Here is a 15,800-nt window from a genome sequence, read left to right as displayed (position 1 = left end):
CCGACAAGCTATGCTCCATTCGCGACTCCATGTTTTAGGGAAGAAGGCCTACCCATATGCGCATTCTCGTTACCGGCGGTGCCGGTTTTATTGGATCGGCGCTGATTCGCCACCTGATCCGCAACACCGAACACGAGGTGCTCAACCTCGACAAGCTGACCTACGCAGGCAACCTGGAGTCGCTTTCGAGTATCGCCGCCGACACCCGCTACGAGTTCGTCCAGGCCGATATCGTCGACCAGGCCAGCGTCAGCGCCCTGCTCGCGCGTTTCCAGCCTCAGGCGATCATGCACCTGGCCGCCGAGTCCCATGTCGACCGCTCCATCGACGGTCCGTCGGACTTCATCCAGACCAACATCGTCGGCACCTACAGCCTGCTGGAAGCCACCCGCGCCTACTGGCAGGCCCTGCCGCCGACGGAAAAAAGCGCCTTGCGTTTCCACCACATTTCCACCGACGAGGTGTATGGCGACCTGCACGGCGTCGACGACCTGTTCACCGAAACCACGCCCTACGCCCCCAGCTCGCCCTACTCCGCCAGCAAGGCCGCGTCCGACCACCTGGTCCGCGCCTGGCAGCGCACCTACGGCCTGCCGGTACTGGTCACCAACTGCTCGAACAACTACGGGCCGTTCCACTTCCCGGAAAAACTCATCCCGCTGGTGATCCTCAACGCCCTGGCCGGAAAACCGCTGCCGGTGTACGGCAACGGCCTGCAAGTGCGCGACTGGCTGTTCGTCGAAGACCACGCCCGCGCCCTGCTCAAGGTGGTGACCGAAGGCGTGGTCGGCGAGACCTACAACATCGGCGGCCACAACGAACAGACAAACATCGACGTGGTACGCGGCATCTGCCAACTGCTGGAAGAGCTGGCGCCACGCAAGCCCGAAGGCGTGCAGCACTACGCCGACCTGATCACCTTCGTCCAGGACCGCCCCGGCCACGACCTGCGCTACGCCATCGACGCCGGCAAGATCGAGCGCGAACTGGGGTGGGTACCGCAAGAAACCTTCGCCAGCGGCCTGCGCAAGACCGTGCAGTGGTACCTGGACAACCAGGAATGGTGCCAGCACGTGCAGGACGGCAGCTATCAAGGGCAACGGCTCGGTTTCACTGACTTCAAGGATCTGATCGCATGATGAAAGGTATCGTTCTGGCGGGTGGCTCGGGCACCCGCCTGCACCCGATCACCCTGGGGGTGTCCAAGCAACTGCTGCCGGTCTACGACAAACCGATGATCTATTACCCGATCTCGGTGCTGATGCTGGCCGGCATCAAGGACATCCTGCTGATTTCCACCCCCCAGGACCTGCCGCAGTACCGCAACCTGCTGGGCGACGGCAGCCAGTTCGGGGTGCGCTTCAGCTACGCCGAACAACCGTCGCCGGACGGCCTGGCGCAGGCGTTCCTGATCGGCGAGGAATTCATTGGCGACGACCCTGTGTGCCTGATCCTCGGCGACAACATCTTCCACGGCCAACACTTCACCGAGAAGCTGCAGAACGCCGCGGCGAAACCCTCCGGTGCGACGGTCTTCGGCTACTGGGTCAAGGACCCGCAGCGCTTTGGCGTAATCGACTTCGACGCACAGGGCAACGCTCTTTCGATCGAGGAAAAGCCCCAGCACCCCAAGTCCAGCTACGCCGTGACCGGGCTGTATTTCTACGACAACGCGGTGGTCGAGATCGCCAAGGCGGTCAAGCCTTCGGCGCGCGGTGAACTGGAAATCACCGACGTCAACAATGCCTACCTGCAACGCGGCGACCTCAGCGTCGAACGTTTCGGCCGCGGCTTCGCCTGGCTCGACACCGGCACCCACGACAGCCTGCTGGAAGCCTCGCAGTACGTGCAGACCATCGAGCACCGCCAGGGCCTGAAAGTCGCCTGCCTCGAGGAAATCGCCTACAACCAGGGCTGGATCGACCGCGAGCATCTGCTCGAACACGCCAAGTACTTCGGCAAGACCGGTTACGGCCAATACCTCTATAGCCTGGCGGGGGAAACCCAATGAAGGTCCTGGCCACCGAACTGCCCGGCGTGCTGATCATCGAACCCAAGGTGTTTGGCGACGAGCGCGGTTTTTTCTACGAGAGCTTCAATGCCAAGGCGTTCGAAGAAGCAACCGGCGTGCGCACCCAGTTCGTCCAGGACAACCATTCGCGCTCGCAAAAGGGCGTGCTGCGTGGCCTGCACTACCAGATCGAAAACACCCAGGGAAAACTGGTGCGGGTGGTCGCCGGCGAAGTACTCGACGTGACGGTGGACATCCGTCGCAGCTCGCCGCACTTCGGTAAGTGGGTCGGGGTGCGGCTGTCCGCGGACAACCATCGCCAGCTGTGGGTACCGGAAGGCTTCGCCCATGGTTTCGTGGTGCTGAGCGAGTACGCCGAGTTCCTCTACAAGACCACCGACTACTACAGCCCGGCGTCCGAACGCTGCATTCGCTGGGACGATCCGACCCTGGCCATCGACTGGCAACTCACAGGCCCGGCGCAACTCTCGGCCAAGGATCAGGCCGGCAAATTGCTCAGCGAAGCCGAGCTGTTCCCATGAGCGGCCGGTTGAAGATCCTCATCAGCGGCCAGCACGGCCAGGTCTCCCAGGCCCTGCAACAGCGCCTGGGAAACCAGCATGAATTGATCGTGCCCGGGCGCGGCCTGCTCGACCTGACACGCCCGGACGCCATTCGCCAGCAAGTGCGCAGCCTGCGCCCGCAGCTGATCATCAATGCGGCCGCCCACACCGCCGTCGATCAGGCCCAGAGCGAGCCGGAGCTGGCCTTCGCGATCAATGCCAGCGCCCCCGAGATATTTGCCAAGGAAGCGCGGGAACTGGGGATCCCGCTGATTCACTACTCCACCGATTACGTCTTCGACGGTAGCAAGCAGGCGCCCTACACCGAAGACGATGAACCCAACCCGCTGAGCGTCTACGGCCAGAGCAAACTCGCCGGCGAACGGGCCATCGCCGCGGCAGGTGGCGAACACCTGATCCTGCGCACCAGCTGGGTGTATTCGAACACCGGCAAGAACTTCCTGCTGACCATGCAACGCCTGCTGCAGGAAAAACCGCACTTGCGCGTGGTCGCCGACCAGATCGGCGCGCCTACCTGGGCCGGTACCATCGCCGCCAGCACTGCCGCCCTGATCGAGCGCTGGCAGGCCGGCCAGCCAGGAGCCTGGGGGACCTACCACCTGACCGCGGCTGGCGAGACCTCCTGGTTCGGCTTCGCCCAGGCCATCGGCGAGCACCTGCTGGCCCAAGGCAAAACCTGCGCGACCCTGGAGGCGATCCCCTCCAGCGCCTATCCGACACCCGCGCCACGGCCGCTGAACTCGCGCCTCGATTGCCGCCGCCTGGAGCGCGAGTGGGGCGTGCGCCAGCCTGAGTGGCGCAGCGCATTGCACGAGTGTCTTGCCGAGCAGGGGTAGGCATAATGCGCTTGTACCCACAGGCGCATCGTCCCCATGACTCCACCCCTTCCCCGACGCCCCCGCTGGCGTAGCCTGGCTTTGCTGGCCCTGTGCCTGGCGCCGCTGCTGTGGCCGCTGGAGCACCTGGCCGAGCGTTATTACCGCAGCGAACTGGCGGGCCAGAACCGCCAGACCCTCGACCTCTACGTCGCCAACCTGCTGGGCACCCTGCACCGCTATGAGGTGCTGCCGCAGATTCTCGGCGAGCTGCCGGCGTTGCGTGCGGTCCTCGGTGCGCCGGACGATGGTGTGACCCAGGGCAACGCCAACCGCCTGCTGAAAAACATCAGCGCCCAGACCGGGGCCGAAGTGATGTACCTGATGGACACCTCCGGCAACACCCTGGCGGCGTCCAACTGGGACAAGCACGACAGTTTCGTCGGCCGCAACTTCTCCTTCCGCCCCTATTTCAGTGAAGCCATGGCCGGGCGCCTGGGGCGTTTCTTCGGCCTGGGCACCACCTCGGCCAAGCGCGGTTATTTCTTCGCCGCCGCCGTGCGCAACGGCGAGAAAATCATCGGTGTGCTGGTGGTCAAGGTCGACCTGGACCACACCGAAAGCCTCTGGGGCAAGACCCCCGAGCAACTGGTGGTCACCGATCACAATGGCGTGGTGATCCTCACTTCGCGCGCGGAATGGCGTTTCCGCTCGACCCGCCCGCTGACTGAAGACGAAAGCCAGGCCATCGTCGCCATCCAGCCCTACCCGACCCGCGATCCACGGCCGTTGAACCTCGACTCCAATGCCTGGCTGACCCAGACCCGGCAGATCGACGAAACCGGCTGGAGCGTGAGCATCCTCGCCCCGCGTACCCTGATCGATCGCCCGGTGCGCACCGTGGTGGCGGTGGGCGGCGCCACGCTGCTGGTCTTGATGCTGCTGCTCGGCTTGATGATGCAGCGCCGTCGCCACTACCTGGAACGCATCGCCTTCGAAGCCAAGGCCCGGCGCGAGCTGGAAATGCGCGTGGCCGAACGCACCAGCGACCTGGAAGGCCTGAACCGTCGCCTCAAGCAGGAAGTACTCGAGCGCGAACACGCCCAGCAGGAGCTGGTGCGCGCCCAGGACGATCTGGTGCAGGCCGGCAAGCTCTCGGCCCTGGGCACCATGTCGGCGAGCATCAGCCATGAGCTCAACCAGCCGCTGGCGGCGATCCGCAGCTACGCGGAAAACGCCGAGGTGCTGCTGGACCACCAGCGCACCGAGGACGCCCGCGGCAACCTCAAGCTGATCAGCGAACTGACCGGGCGCATGGCCTCGATCATCGCCCACCTGCGCGCCTTTGCCCGCCGCGACCGCCACGCGCCGGAAAGCGTCGCCCTGCAACCGGCGCTGGACGACGCCCTGGCGCTGCTGGCCAAGCGTCGACGGGCGATGGAAGTGGAGCTGATCCGCGACCTGCCGGCGGCCACCCTGTGGGTCGAGGCCGGGGAAACGCGGCTGCGCCAGGTGCTCGGCAACCTGCTGGCCAACGCCCTGGACGCGCTGACCGAAAAAGGCCCGCCGCGCAAACTCTGGCTGAGTGCCGAATCCACCGCCACGGGCGTCAATCTGTACATTCGCGACAACGGCCCGGGCTTCTGCATGGAGGCCCTGGGCCGCGCCGGCGAGCCTTTCTACACCACCAAGACCCGTACCCAGGGCCTTGGCCTGGGCCTGGCGATCTGCGACACCCTGATGCGCGCCTTCGGCGGTGAACTGTCGTTCTCCAACCACCGCGAAGGCGGCGCCCTGATTACCCTGCGGCTGCGCGCCGGCGCGCCGGGAGTGAGCCTGCAACCGTCCGAGGACCGCAGCGTATGAGTACACCGATCACCAGTGACGTGCAGGTGGTGTTGATCGACGACGATCCGCACCTGCGCCAGGCCCTGAGCCAGACCCTGGACCTGGCCGGGCTGAAGATCCTGCCGCTGGGCGAAGCCCAGGGCCTGGCCGCGCGCCTGGAGCGCGACTGGCCGGGGGTGGTGGTCAGCGACATCCGCATGCCGGGCATGGACGGCCTCGAACTGCTCGGCGAACTGCACGGCCAGGACCCTGAGCTGCCGGTGCTGCTGATCACCGGCCACGGCGATGTGCCGCTGGCGGTGCAGGCAATGCGCGCCGGGGCCTATGACTTCCTGGAGAAACCCTTCGCCAGCGATGCCCTGCTCGACAGCGTGCGCCGCGCCCTGGCCCTGCGCCGCCTGGTGCTGGACAACCGCAGCCTGCGCCTGGCCCTGAGCGATCGCCAGGAGCTCAGCGCGCGGCTGGTCGGGCTGTCGGCGCCGATCCTGCGTCTGCGTGAACAGATCGGCGCCCTGGCGGCGACCAAGGCCGACGTGCTGATCCTCGGCGAGACCGGCGCCGGCAAGGAAGTGGTGGCGCGGGCGCTGCACGACCTGTCGAGCCGGCGCAACGGCCCGTTCGTGGCGATCAACGCCGGCGCCCTGGCCGAATCGGTGGTGGAAAGCGAACTGTTCGGCCACGAGCCGGGGGCCTTTACCGGCGCGCAGAAACGCCGCATCGGCAAGTTCGAATTCGCCAACGGCGGCACGCTGTTCCTCGATGAAATCGAAAGCATGAGCCTGGACGTGCAGGTCAAGCTGCTGCGCATGCTGCAGGAACGTGTGGTGGAACGCCTGGGCGGCAATCAACTGATCCCGCTGGACATCCGCATCATCGCCGCGACCAAGGAAGACCTGCGCCAGGCGGCCGACCAGGGGCGTTTCCGCGCCGACCTGTATTACCGCCTGAATGTCGCGCCGCTGCGTATTCCACCGTTGCGCGAGCGTGGCGAAGACGCCCTGCTGCTGTTCCAGCATTTCGCCGACGAGGCCAGCGCCCGCCACGGCCTGCCGCCCCACGAACTGCAACCTGGGCAGCGCGCCCTGCTGCTGCGCCACAGTTGGCCGGGCAATGTGCGCGAACTGCAGAACGCCGCCGAACGCTTCGCCCTCGGCCTGGAACTGGCCCTGGACAACAGCGCGGCGGATGGCGGCTCCTCGCAGCCGGCGCCGACGGTGGTCGAGGGCGGCCTGAGCGAACAGGTGGAGAACTTCGAAAAGAGCCTGATCGCCGCCGAGCTGGCCCGCTCCCACAACTCCCTGCGCAGCCTCGCCGAAGCCCTGGGTATTCCGCGCAAGACCCTGCATGACAAACTGCGCAAACACGGCCTGAGCTTCGGCGACAGCGGCGCTAGTTCGGGCGGCGACGATATCGAGTGAGCGATGCCGACTAATCTTGTTAATGCACCATTTCACCACCGAGGCCCTGCATGAACCGCGACAGTCGTCACCTGGAATCCATCCTCCATCACGACATTCCTCTGACGCGGGACATGGGCCTGAAAGTGCTCGACTGGCACGCGCATGAGCTGCGCCTGCAACTGCCGCTGGAAGCCAACGTCAATCACAAGAGCACCATGTTCGGCGGCAGCCTGTATTGCGGCGCGGTGCTGGCCGGCTGGGGCTGGCTGCACCTGCGGCTGAAAGAAGCGGGGATCGACGACGGGCACATCGTGATTCAGGAAGGGCAGATCAATTACCCGCTACCGGTGACCAGCGACGCCACGGCCATCTGCGCCGCGCCGAGCGAAGAGGTGTGGCACAGGTTCGTGACCATGTATGAGCGCTACGGCCGCGCGCGGCTGATCTTGCACACCCGGGTGGTGAATGCCGGCAGCGATGAAGATGCGGTGCGCTTCACCGGGCAGTACGTGTTGCACCGATGAACCTGTAGCCGCTGGCGCAGCCTGCGATCGGCTGCGCAGCAGTCGTAAACGGCCAGCGCGGTGTGTCAGACGGAATATCGCCAGTCGATCCACGGCCGCTTCGACGGAGTACCGCCCAGCCCGATCATTGGCTAAGCCAGCAGCTACAAGGATCAGCCACGCGCCAGCTCCAGCAAGCGCCCACGCCATGCGGCCTTGGCCGGCAGCGCCAGGAAGAAGCCATTGAGCAGCGACTCCCGCGCCGGGTAGCAGAACGGCGCGCCACTCAGATCCAGCACCTCGCCTCCGGCGCCCTCCAGCACGCCTTGGGCCGCCGCGGTGTCCCACTGCGAGGTCGGCGCCAGTCGCGGATAACAATCCGCCGCGCCTTCGGCCAACAGGCAGAACTTCAACGAGCTGCCGATGTTCGCCAGTTGCAACTCGCCCAGGGTCGCACTCAACCCGGCCAGCAGACGCTCCTGCTCGGGGCTGGTATGCCGACGGCTGGCGACCACGGTGAAGGCTTCGCCCGCCGTCAGGCTGTCACGCACCTGGATCGCCACCGGCGCCTGGCCCTTGTCCGCGCGCCAGGCCCCAAGGCCGGCGCCGCCGAAATAGCAGCGACCACTGGTCGGCATCGACACCACGCCGAACACCACCCGCCCGTCTTCGATCAGGGCGATATTGACGGTGAACTCTTCGCTGCCGGAGATGAATTCCTTGGTGCCGTCCAACGGGTCCACCAGCCACCAGCGCTGCCAGCCGGCGCGCACGTCCTGGGGAATGTCGGCGTCTTCTTCGGAGAGCACCGGGATGCTCGGGTCCAGCGCGGTCAGGCCTTGCACGATCAGGTGGTGGGCCGCCAGGTCGGCGGCGGTCACCGGCGACTCGTCGGCCTTGCTGGTGACGGCGACGTTGGCGCGCCAGAACGGCAGGATCGCCTCGCCCGCCTGCAAGGCCAGGTCGATCACCGGCGCCAGCAACGGATGGGGAAAATTCATCGATGGTTCACTCATGCTTGGAAGGCGCCGCGCTGGGTCAGCAGGTCGCGGGCCAGATACAGCGCGGCCAGGGCGCGGCCCTCGGTGAATTGCGGGTTCTGCGCCAGGCTCGACAGCTCGCGCAGGTTGATCTTGTCCACGCGCATCGGCTCGGGCTCGTCGCCCTCCAGCCGCTCTTCGTAGAGGTCGGTGGCCAGCACCACCTGGATCTTCTGGCTCATGTAGCCGGGGGACAACGACAGCTCGGTCAGGTGTTCCAGTTGCCGCGCGCCAAAACCGGCCTCCTCCTTGAGCTCACGCTCGGCGGCGGCCAGCACATCCTCGCCAGGCTCGATCAGGCCCTTGGGCAGCGACAGCTCGTAGGCGTCGGTGCCGCCGCAATATTCCTCGACCAGCACCGCGTGATCGGCATCGAGCATCGCCACAATCATCACCGCGCCATAGCCCGCGCCCTTGCCCACCAGGCGCTCGTAGGTGCGCTCCACACCGTTGGAAAAGCGCAACTGCACCGCTTCGACGCAAAACAGACGGCTGGTGGCGACGATCTCGCGGGCGAGTACGGTGGGTTTCTGGCGCATAAAAGGCTCCTTGGCGTGAACGCGCTACTATAACGCGGCTTTCCCGATTGTTTGTGTCGGATATCTTTCTACCGTTCGAGACGTTTTCCATGCCTTCACTGCCCTGGCGCGACATCGATACCGTTCTGCTGGATATGGACGGTACCTTGCTGGACCTGCACTACGACAACCACTTCTGGATGGAGCACCTGCCCCAGCGCTATGCCGAGCTGCATGGCGTCAGCCGCGCCATGGCGGAAATGGAATTGCAGCCGCTGTTCGAGCATAACGCCGGACAGTTGCAGTGGTATTGCCTGGACTTCTGGAGCGCCGAACTGAAACTGCCGGTGCGCGAACTGAAGCTGGAGACCGCCCACCTGATCGCCCTGCGCCCGGACGCCGACACCTTTCTCGCGGCGATCAAGCAGGCTGGCAAACGCGTGGTGCTGATCACCAATGCGCACCGTGATTCGTTGTCATTGAAGTTGGAAAAAGTCGAGCTGGCGCCCTATTTCGAACGTTTGATCAGTTCCCACGATTACGGCTTCGCCAAGGAGAACCCGCAGTTCTGGGATGCGTTGCAAGCGGATATCGGCTTCGATCCGGCACGCAGCCTGTTTATCGACGACACCCTGCCGATCCTGCGCAGCGCGCGGAATTTCGGTGTGGCTCATCTATTGGCGGTGAGTGAACCGGACAGCCGCAAAGGGCCGAAGGACACGGCGGAGTTTGCCGCGGTGGGGGATTATCGAGCATTGATCGAAGGGTTGTAGAGCAATCCTGTAGCCGCTGCCCCAGGCTGCGATCGACCGTGAAAGGGTCGTAGCGATGTTGATCGCCAAAGGTCCTTCGGACCTTATCGCAGCCTTCGGCAGCGGCTACAGACCGAGCATTACTCGGGGATGCGCAGTACCTGGCCCGGATAGATCTTGTCCGGGTGCGACAGCAGCGGCTTGTTGGCCTCGAAGATCTTGTTGTACTTGTTGGCGTCGCCGTACACGGCCTTGGAAATGGCGCTGAGGGTGTCGCCTTTTTTCACGGTGACGAAACGCGCGGCAGCCGCCACAGGACCGGTGACGGTGATCTGGTCGTCGACGCTGCCGACGCCTTCGATGTTGCCCACGGCCAGCAGAATCTTTTCCTTCTCTTCCTGGCTGGCCACTTCACCGGTCACGATGACCTTGTCGCCTTCCACGGTAGCCTGGACGTTGGGGTTACCCAGGCCGACCTTGGCGATGTGATCCTTCAGCTGTTCGCTCGCATTGGCGTTACCCGGCGTCAACAAATCGATAAGCTTTTCGCCCGCTTCTTTCACAAAGCTAAAAATACTCATGGTGCACACTCCTTGGGTTTTATGGGTCCAGACGCGAAAGACTAGACCAGCCTTGAGAGACGAGGTTCAAAATCGACCGATGACGCTGTGCACGGCAAGCACGCTAGAATCGCCTCCCCCCCCGCGCCCAGGAAGCGAAGATGGACATCAAGCAGCTGAAATTCCTCATCGCTCTCGACGAAACCCGCCACTTCGGCCAGGCCGCCGCGCGCTGCCACATCACCCAGCCGACCCTGTCCATGCGCCTGCGCAACCTCGAGGAAGAACTCGAGCTGCCGCTGGTCAACCGCGGCCAGCGTTTCGAGGGGTTCACCGCTCCGGGGGAACGGGTGCTGGCCTGGGCCCGCAGCGTGCTGGCCGCCTACGACGGGTTGCAGGCCGAGGCGGCCGCCTGTCGCGGCAATCTGGTCGGCACCCTGCGCCTGGGGGTGGTACCGCTGTCGAGTTTCGACCCGCTGCCACTGATGCAGCGCCTGCACCAGGCGCACCCGAATGTGCGCTTCGAGTTGTCGGCGCTCAGTTCCGAGCAGATCCTCGAACAGCTGGCGAGCAATCGCCTGGATATCGGCGTTTCCTATCTTGAGCGCCTGGACAGCGAACGCTTCGAATCCCTGGCCCTGGGCGAAACCCGCATGGGCCTGCTCTACGACCAACGCTTCTTCAGCTTCGGCGAGCAGCCCCTGAGTTGGGAGGCCGTGATCGAACTGCCGCTGGGCATGCTGACCAGCGGCATGCATTTTCGCCAGTCCATCGACCATAACTTCCACAGTCGCGGCCTCACCCCACAACCGCTGCTGCAGACCGATGCCGTGCATCAATTGCTGCAAGCCGTACATGGCGGCCTGTGCTGCGCGATCATGCCGCTGGACGGCGGCCTGGAAGCCCTCACCGAGCACCTGCGCCTGCAGCCCATAGCAGACGCCAACACCCTGGCGCACCTGGGCCTGATCATGCGCCGCAGCGCACCGCGCTCGGCCCTGGCCGAGGCGTGCTTCGCCCTGCAGCAGAAATCACCGAGCGAGTCTTGATCGACGGCATCTATCGGCACATCAGTACTAGCAATTAGACGCGACACTTTGACGCGCTTAGTCTTAGGGCTGGATATTCCGCCGGTGATGCCCCATGAAACCCCAGCGCCCGGCTTGCGCGACGCCCACTGCGAAAACGCCCGCGCCCGCCGCTAGTCAGAACTACCGCTACAGCAACCTCGACCACACGGAATCGGCCAGCACCGCGCTCGCCGAGGAAGTCGCGCTGGCGATCGCCTATAACGGCATCAGCCAGGCCGTGATGCTGGTCACCCCCAGCGACCTGGAAGACTTCATCGTCGGCTTCAGCCTCGGCAGCGGCATCATCGGCGACGCCTCGGACATCTACGACCTGCAACTGAGCGGTAGCGGTTCGGCCCAGTACGCCCAGGTGCAGATCTCCAGCCGCGCCTTCTGGAACCTCAAGCAGCAACGCCGACAACTGGCCGGCACCAGCGGTTGCGGCCTGTGCGGCGTGGAAGCCGTGGAACAGGCCCTGCCGGACCTCAAGGTGCTGCCCGGCGCGCCATTGCCGCCCGCCCAATGGCTCGATGGCCTGCGCCAGCGCATCAGCGCCTTCCAGCCCCTGGGCCAGCACTCCGGCGCGGTGCATGCGGCGGTGTTCATGAACGCCCAGGGCGAGCTGCTGCTGGGCCGTGAAGATATCGGCCGGCACAACGCCCTGGACAAGCTGATTGGCGCGTTGATCCGCCAGAACATAGCCACTGCCGGCGGCGTGGCCATCGTCACCAGCCGTTGCAGCCTGGAACTGATCCAGAAAGTCCTGCGTGCCGGCATCCAGACCCTGGTCAGTCTGTCGGCCCCCACCGGCCTGGCCCTGCAATGGGCACGCCGGCACAACCTCAACCTCATTCACCTGCCGCAAAAAAGTGCGCCAAGGGTCTATAGCCCTGCGATGGAGAAACAAGCGTGACCAGTCATCACCAAGCCGACCAGACACCCACCCCGCGCTACAAGCCCTACAAGGGCCCGGCCGGCGGCTGGGGCGCGCTCATCAGCGTCGCCCAGGCCTGGCTGACAAGTGACAACGCCCTGAAAAACCTGCGCATGATGCTCAAGACCAACCAGAACGGCGGTTTCGACTGCCCGGGCTGCGCGTGGGGCGACTCGCCGGAAAGCGGCATGGTCAAGTTCTGCGAGAACGGCGCCAAGGCGGTGAACTGGGAGGCCACCAAACGCCGCGTGGATGGCAAGTTCTTCGCCAAGCACAGCGTCAGCTCGCTGCTGGAGCAGAGCGACTACTGGCTCGAATACCAGGGCCGCCTGACCGAGCCCCTGAGCTACGACGCCGAAACCGACCGCTACAAGCCCATCAGTTGGGAAGCGGCCTTCGCCCTGATCGGCAAGCACCTGCGAGCACTGCCCAACCCGGACATGGCCGAGTTCTATACTTCGGGCCGCGCCAGCAATGAAGCGGCGTACCTGTACCAGCTGTTCGTGCGCGCCTATGGCACCAACAACTTCCCCGACTGCTCGAACATGTGCCACGAAGCCAGCGGCGTGGCCCTGGCGCAAAGCGTCGGCGTCGGCAAAGGCACCGTGACCTTCGACGACTTCGAGCATGCCGATGCGATTTTCGTCTGGGGCCAGAACCCCGGCACCAACCACCCACGGATGCTCGAGCCGCTGCGCGAAGCAGTGAAACGCGGGGCCCAGGTGGTGTGCATCAACCCGCTGAAAGAACGCGGCCTGGAACGCTTCCAGCATCCGCAGCACCCGATCGAAATGCTCACCAACGGCAACAAGCCGACCAACACCGCCTACTTCCGCCCGGCCCTGGGCGGCGACATGGCGGTGGTCCGCGGCATGGCCAAGTTCCTCCTGCAATGGGAACGCGACGCCCAGAAGACTGGCGCGCCGGCGGTGTTCGATCACGACTTCCTCAACGAACACACCGCCGCCGTACTGGATTACCTGGGCGTCATCGACGACACCCCATGGGACGACATCGTCGAACAGTCCGGCCTGACCCTGGTGGAGATCGAGCGTGCGGCGCGCATGTACGCCAAGGGCAAGAATGTGATCATGTGCTGGGCCATGGGCATCACCCAGCATCGCCACTCGGTGCCGACCATCCAGGAAATCGCCAACCTGATGCTGCTGCGCGGCAATATCGGCCGTCCGGGCGCCGGCCTGTGCCCGGTGCGCGGCCACAGCAACGTGCAGGGCGACCGCACCATGGGCATCAACGAACAGCCGCCAGTGGCCTTCCTCGACGCCCTGGAGCGGCGCTTCCAGTTCAAGGTGCCACGCGAGAACGGCCATAACGTGGTCGAGGCGATCCACGCCATGCTCGAAGGCCGTTCGACAGTCTTCATCGGCCTGGGCGGCAACTTCGCCCAAGCCACCCCGGACAGCCCGCGGACCTTCCAGGCCCTGCGCAACTGCGACCTGACCGTGCAGATCAGCACCAAGCTCAACCGCAGCCACCTGGCCCATGGCAAGGAAGCACTGATCCTGCCGTGCCTGGGCCGTACCGACATCGACCTGCAGAGCGAAGGCGCGCAAGCGGTGACCGTGGAAGACTCCTTCAGCATGGTTCACGCGTCCAACGGCCAGTTACAGCCGCTGTCGCCACAGATGCGTTCGGAGCCATCGATCCTCGCCGGCATCGCCGCCGCTACCCTGGGCAGCCATCCGGTGGACTGGAACTGGCTGGTGGCCGATTACAGCCGTATCCGCGACCTGATCGCCGACACCATTCCCGGCTTCAAGGACTTCAACCAGCGGGTAAAAAACCCTGGTGGCTTCTACCTCGGCAACTCGGCCGGCGCGCGGCGCTGGAACACTCCATCGGGCCGCGCCAATTTCCGCCCGAACCTGCTGCCCAAGGATCTGGTGCACGAACGCACCCGCGCCACCGGGCAGTTGCCGGACCTGATCATGCAGTCAATGCGTTCCCACGATCAGTACAACACCACCATCTATGGCCTGGACGATCGCTACCGTGGCGTGAAGGGCCAGCGCGACGTGCTGTTCGTCAACGAAGCCGACATCATCCGCTTGGGCTTCAAGCCGGGGCAGAAAGCCGACATCGTGTCGTTGTGGGATGACGGCCGCGAGCGTCGGGTCAAGGGTTTCACCCTGCTGGCCTTCGATATTCCGGCTGGGCAGGCCGCGGCCTATTACCCAGAGGTGAACCCGCTGGTGCCGCTGGAAAGTATCGGGGACGGCAGCTACACCCCGACCTCGAAGTTCGTCGCGATCCGCCTGGAAGCGGCCAGCAACAGCGGCTTGATCATGGCCCGGTCGGCCTGATCGACGAAATCGCTGGCCCTGTAGCCGCTGCCGCACGCTGCGATAAGGCGCGCAGCGCCTTCCAGGGCCCTCAAGAGCAACGTCTCCTACGGAGCCGATCGCAGCCTGCGGCAGCGGCTACAGTCAGGAGGTTCCAGCGGCGGCGAAATCGCAGGCACAAAAAAGGCCGCTTCCATCCAGAAGCGGCCTTTTCCAAGTAGCTACAGACTCGCAAAAATAGGATAAGTTCCCTACTAAAAACAATAAGTTACGAGATTGTGTACAACTCGTGCTATTCGTCGGATTTCGATTGTAAGCGCCTCAACACAGCCTCAGGATCGCGCCGTCATCCCTTTGAGGCTCCTCTATGAAGTTCTCCTCGATTCTCTTGTTGTCCCTTGGCCTGGTCAGCGGCGTCGCCTCTGCCGGCGGCACCACAGAAGCAGGTGTGGGCGGCGCATTGGGCGGGGTTCTAGGCTCGGTCGTCGGTCAGTCGATTGGTGGCAACACCGGTTCCACCATCGGTGCCGCACTGGGCGGCGCGGGCGGCAGTGCCGTGGGTGCCGACAGACGCAGCCGTGGCGAAGCCGCTATCGGTGGTGCGCTGGGCGCAGCCGGCGGTAACGTGGTCGGTCGCAGTGTGGGGGGCACCACTGGCAGCCTGATCGGCGCAGCCGCGGGCGGTGGTGTGGGTGGCGCACTGGGTAACCATATGGGCAACTCCAGCGATCGTGACGATCGCCGTTACCGCGATCGCGACTACGACGACCGTCGCTACTACCGCGACGGCCATCCGGGTCGTGGCCATGCCTACGGGCATCGCAAGCACAAACGTCACTGGCGCGACTAAGACCTGAAACGGTCGCAACCCGCTGACACAAAGACCGCAGCCTGACGGCAGCTCCTGTCAGACAGGGTTCATCACCCCCGGGATGAACCCCAAGGAGCCGCCCGAGCTGCGGTCTTTTTTGTGCTTACACCAGCAAGCGTTCCAGCGCTCCACGCAGCCCGGCGGGAATCCCTACCGGCTGATTCGATGCCCGATCGACGAACACATGCACGAAGCGCCCCGCCGCGCAGGCATCGGTTTCCCCCGCCTTGAACACCGCCAGCTCGTACTGCACCGAACTGTTGCCCAGCTTGCCGACGCGCAGGCCGATCTCAATGCGCTCGGGGAAAGCGATCGAGGCAAAGTAATCGCAGGCCGAACTCACCACGAAGCCCACCACCTCGCCGTCATGGATATCCAGGCCGCCCTCCTCGATCAGGTAGGTGCTCACCGCCGTGTCGAAGAAGCTGTAGTAGGTGACGTTATTCACATGACCGTACACATCGTTGTCGTGCCAGCGCGTGATGATGGGCTGGAAGTGGGGGTAGTCGGTGCGTTGCGGCATGCGGTCGGTCATTGGCGGGTTCTCGGAGGCAAGGTGTCTGGAAAGCAACCATGGTGTGGTCGATCAGG

Annotated in this window: 16 protein-coding genes; 12 read left to right on the top strand and 4 right to left on the bottom strand. The window is 64.7% G+C overall.

What is annotated here, in order from left to right; genetic code table 11:
* Positions 1-56 precede the first annotated feature (56 nt).
* The 7 genes from rfbB to AC07PQ_RS12950 are packed head-to-tail and all read left to right on the top strand — an operon-like array spanning position 57 to position 7,182.
* Positions 57-1,139, top strand: a complete 1,083-nt coding sequence (gene rfbB / locus AC07PQ_RS12980; RefSeq protein WP_493185648.1) for a dTDP-glucose 4,6-dehydratase — start codon at positions 57-59, stop codon at positions 1,137-1,139.
* Complete coding sequence (rfbA, locus tag AC07PQ_RS12975; protein WP_053259280.1) at positions 1,136-2,011, top strand: glucose-1-phosphate thymidylyltransferase RfbA; 876 nt, start codon at positions 1,136-1,138, stop codon at positions 2,009-2,011. Before rfbB ends, rfbA begins: the two co-directional genes overlap by 4 nt.
* Positions 2,008-2,553: a dTDP-4-dehydrorhamnose 3,5-epimerase gene (gene rfbC / locus AC07PQ_RS12970; protein ID WP_493185647.1), complete on the top strand. Its 546-nt coding sequence runs from the start codon at positions 2,008-2,010 to the stop codon at positions 2,551-2,553. The genes rfbA and rfbC overlap by 4 nt, the downstream gene beginning before the upstream one ends.
* Entirely contained in the window at positions 2,550-3,431 is an 882-nt protein-coding gene (gene rfbD, locus AC07PQ_RS12965) for a dTDP-4-dehydrorhamnose reductase (protein ID WP_493185646.1), read from the top strand. Before rfbC ends, rfbD begins: the two co-directional genes overlap by 4 nt.
* A 36-nt stretch (positions 3,432-3,467) precedes the next feature.
* Positions 3,468-5,276, top strand: a complete 1,809-nt coding sequence (locus tag AC07PQ_RS12960; RefSeq protein WP_007931700.1) for a sensor histidine kinase — start codon at positions 3,468-3,470, stop codon at positions 5,274-5,276.
* A complete protein-coding gene (locus tag AC07PQ_RS12955; protein ID WP_087089617.1) occupies positions 5,273-6,676 on the top strand; it encodes a sigma-54-dependent transcriptional regulator in 1,404 nt (467 codons plus the stop codon). Before AC07PQ_RS12960 ends, AC07PQ_RS12955 begins: the two co-directional genes overlap by 4 nt.
* A gap of 50 nt (positions 6,677-6,726) precedes the next feature.
* Complete coding sequence (locus tag AC07PQ_RS12950; protein WP_007931705.1) at positions 6,727-7,182, top strand: YiiD C-terminal domain-containing protein; 456 nt, start codon at positions 6,727-6,729, stop codon at positions 7,180-7,182.
* Positions 7,183-7,334: 152 nt separating this feature from the next.
* Here the strand turns inward: AC07PQ_RS12950 and cysQ are convergent, their stop codons facing one another.
* Together cysQ and nudE are read right to left on the bottom strand one after the other, a co-directional pair.
* Positions 7,335-8,162 (bottom strand): 3'(2'),5'-bisphosphate nucleotidase CysQ, encoded by an 828-nt coding sequence (cysQ, locus tag AC07PQ_RS12945; RefSeq protein WP_101336520.1) that lies wholly within the window; start codon positions 8,160-8,162, stop codon positions 7,335-7,337.
* Between the two features lie 11 nt (positions 8,163-8,173).
* Entirely contained in the window at positions 8,174-8,740 is a 567-nt protein-coding gene (gene nudE, locus AC07PQ_RS12940) for an ADP compounds hydrolase NudE (RefSeq protein WP_007931715.1), read from the bottom strand.
* A gap of 89 nt (positions 8,741-8,829) precedes the next feature.
* On the opposite strand from nudE, the gene yrfG reads away from it, so the two are divergent.
* Positions 8,830-9,492, top strand: coding sequence for a GMP/IMP nucleotidase (gene yrfG, locus AC07PQ_RS12935; protein WP_493185645.1), 663 nt, complete (start codon positions 8,830-8,832; stop codon positions 9,490-9,492).
* A 119-nt stretch (positions 9,493-9,611) separates the two neighbouring features.
* On the opposite strand, the gene lysM is transcribed toward yrfG, so the two are convergent.
* Positions 9,612-10,052 (bottom strand): peptidoglycan-binding protein LysM, encoded by a 441-nt coding sequence (lysM, locus tag AC07PQ_RS12930; RefSeq protein WP_007931719.1) that lies wholly within the window; start codon positions 10,050-10,052, stop codon positions 9,612-9,614.
* A gap of 140 nt (positions 10,053-10,192) precedes the next feature.
* On the opposite strand from lysM, the gene AC07PQ_RS12925 reads away from it, so the two are divergent.
* The 4 genes from AC07PQ_RS12925 (at position 10,193) to AC07PQ_RS12910 (ending at position 15,188) form a co-directional block, all read left to right on the top strand.
* Positions 10,193-11,080 carry a LysR family transcriptional regulator gene (locus AC07PQ_RS12925; RefSeq protein WP_007931721.1) on the top strand — a complete coding sequence of 296 codons (888 nt, stop codon included), beginning with the start codon at positions 10,193-10,195 and terminating at the stop codon, positions 11,078-11,080.
* 94 nt (positions 11,081-11,174) lie between these two features.
* On the top strand, positions 11,175-12,014 hold the full coding sequence (fdhD, locus tag AC07PQ_RS12920; RefSeq protein ID WP_007931723.1) for a formate dehydrogenase accessory sulfurtransferase FdhD: 840 nt from the start codon (positions 11,175-11,177) through the stop codon (positions 12,012-12,014).
* Positions 12,011-14,359: an FdhF/YdeP family oxidoreductase gene (locus AC07PQ_RS12915; protein ID WP_493185644.1), complete on the top strand. Its 2,349-nt coding sequence runs from the start codon at positions 12,011-12,013 to the stop codon at positions 14,357-14,359. The genes fdhD and AC07PQ_RS12915 overlap by 4 nt, the downstream gene beginning before the upstream one ends.
* 346 nt (positions 14,360-14,705) lie before the next feature.
* A complete protein-coding gene (locus AC07PQ_RS12910; protein WP_007931726.1) occupies positions 14,706-15,188 on the top strand; it encodes a glycine zipper domain-containing protein in 483 nt (160 codons plus the stop codon).
* A gap of 124 nt (positions 15,189-15,312) precedes the next feature.
* Here AC07PQ_RS12910 and AC07PQ_RS12905 read toward each other — a convergent pair whose 3' ends face one another.
* Positions 15,313-15,744 carry an acyl-CoA thioesterase gene (locus AC07PQ_RS12905; protein ID WP_493185643.1) on the bottom strand — a complete coding sequence of 144 codons (432 nt, stop codon included), beginning with the start codon at positions 15,742-15,744 and terminating at the stop codon, positions 15,313-15,315.
* Between the last annotated feature and the right edge of the window lie 56 nt (positions 15,745-15,800).

The organism is Pseudomonas sp. GW821-FHT09E12 (assembly GCF_059416085.1).
Note: the sequence above shows the minus strand (reverse complement) of the source record. Positions and strands in the feature narration are given on the sequence as shown.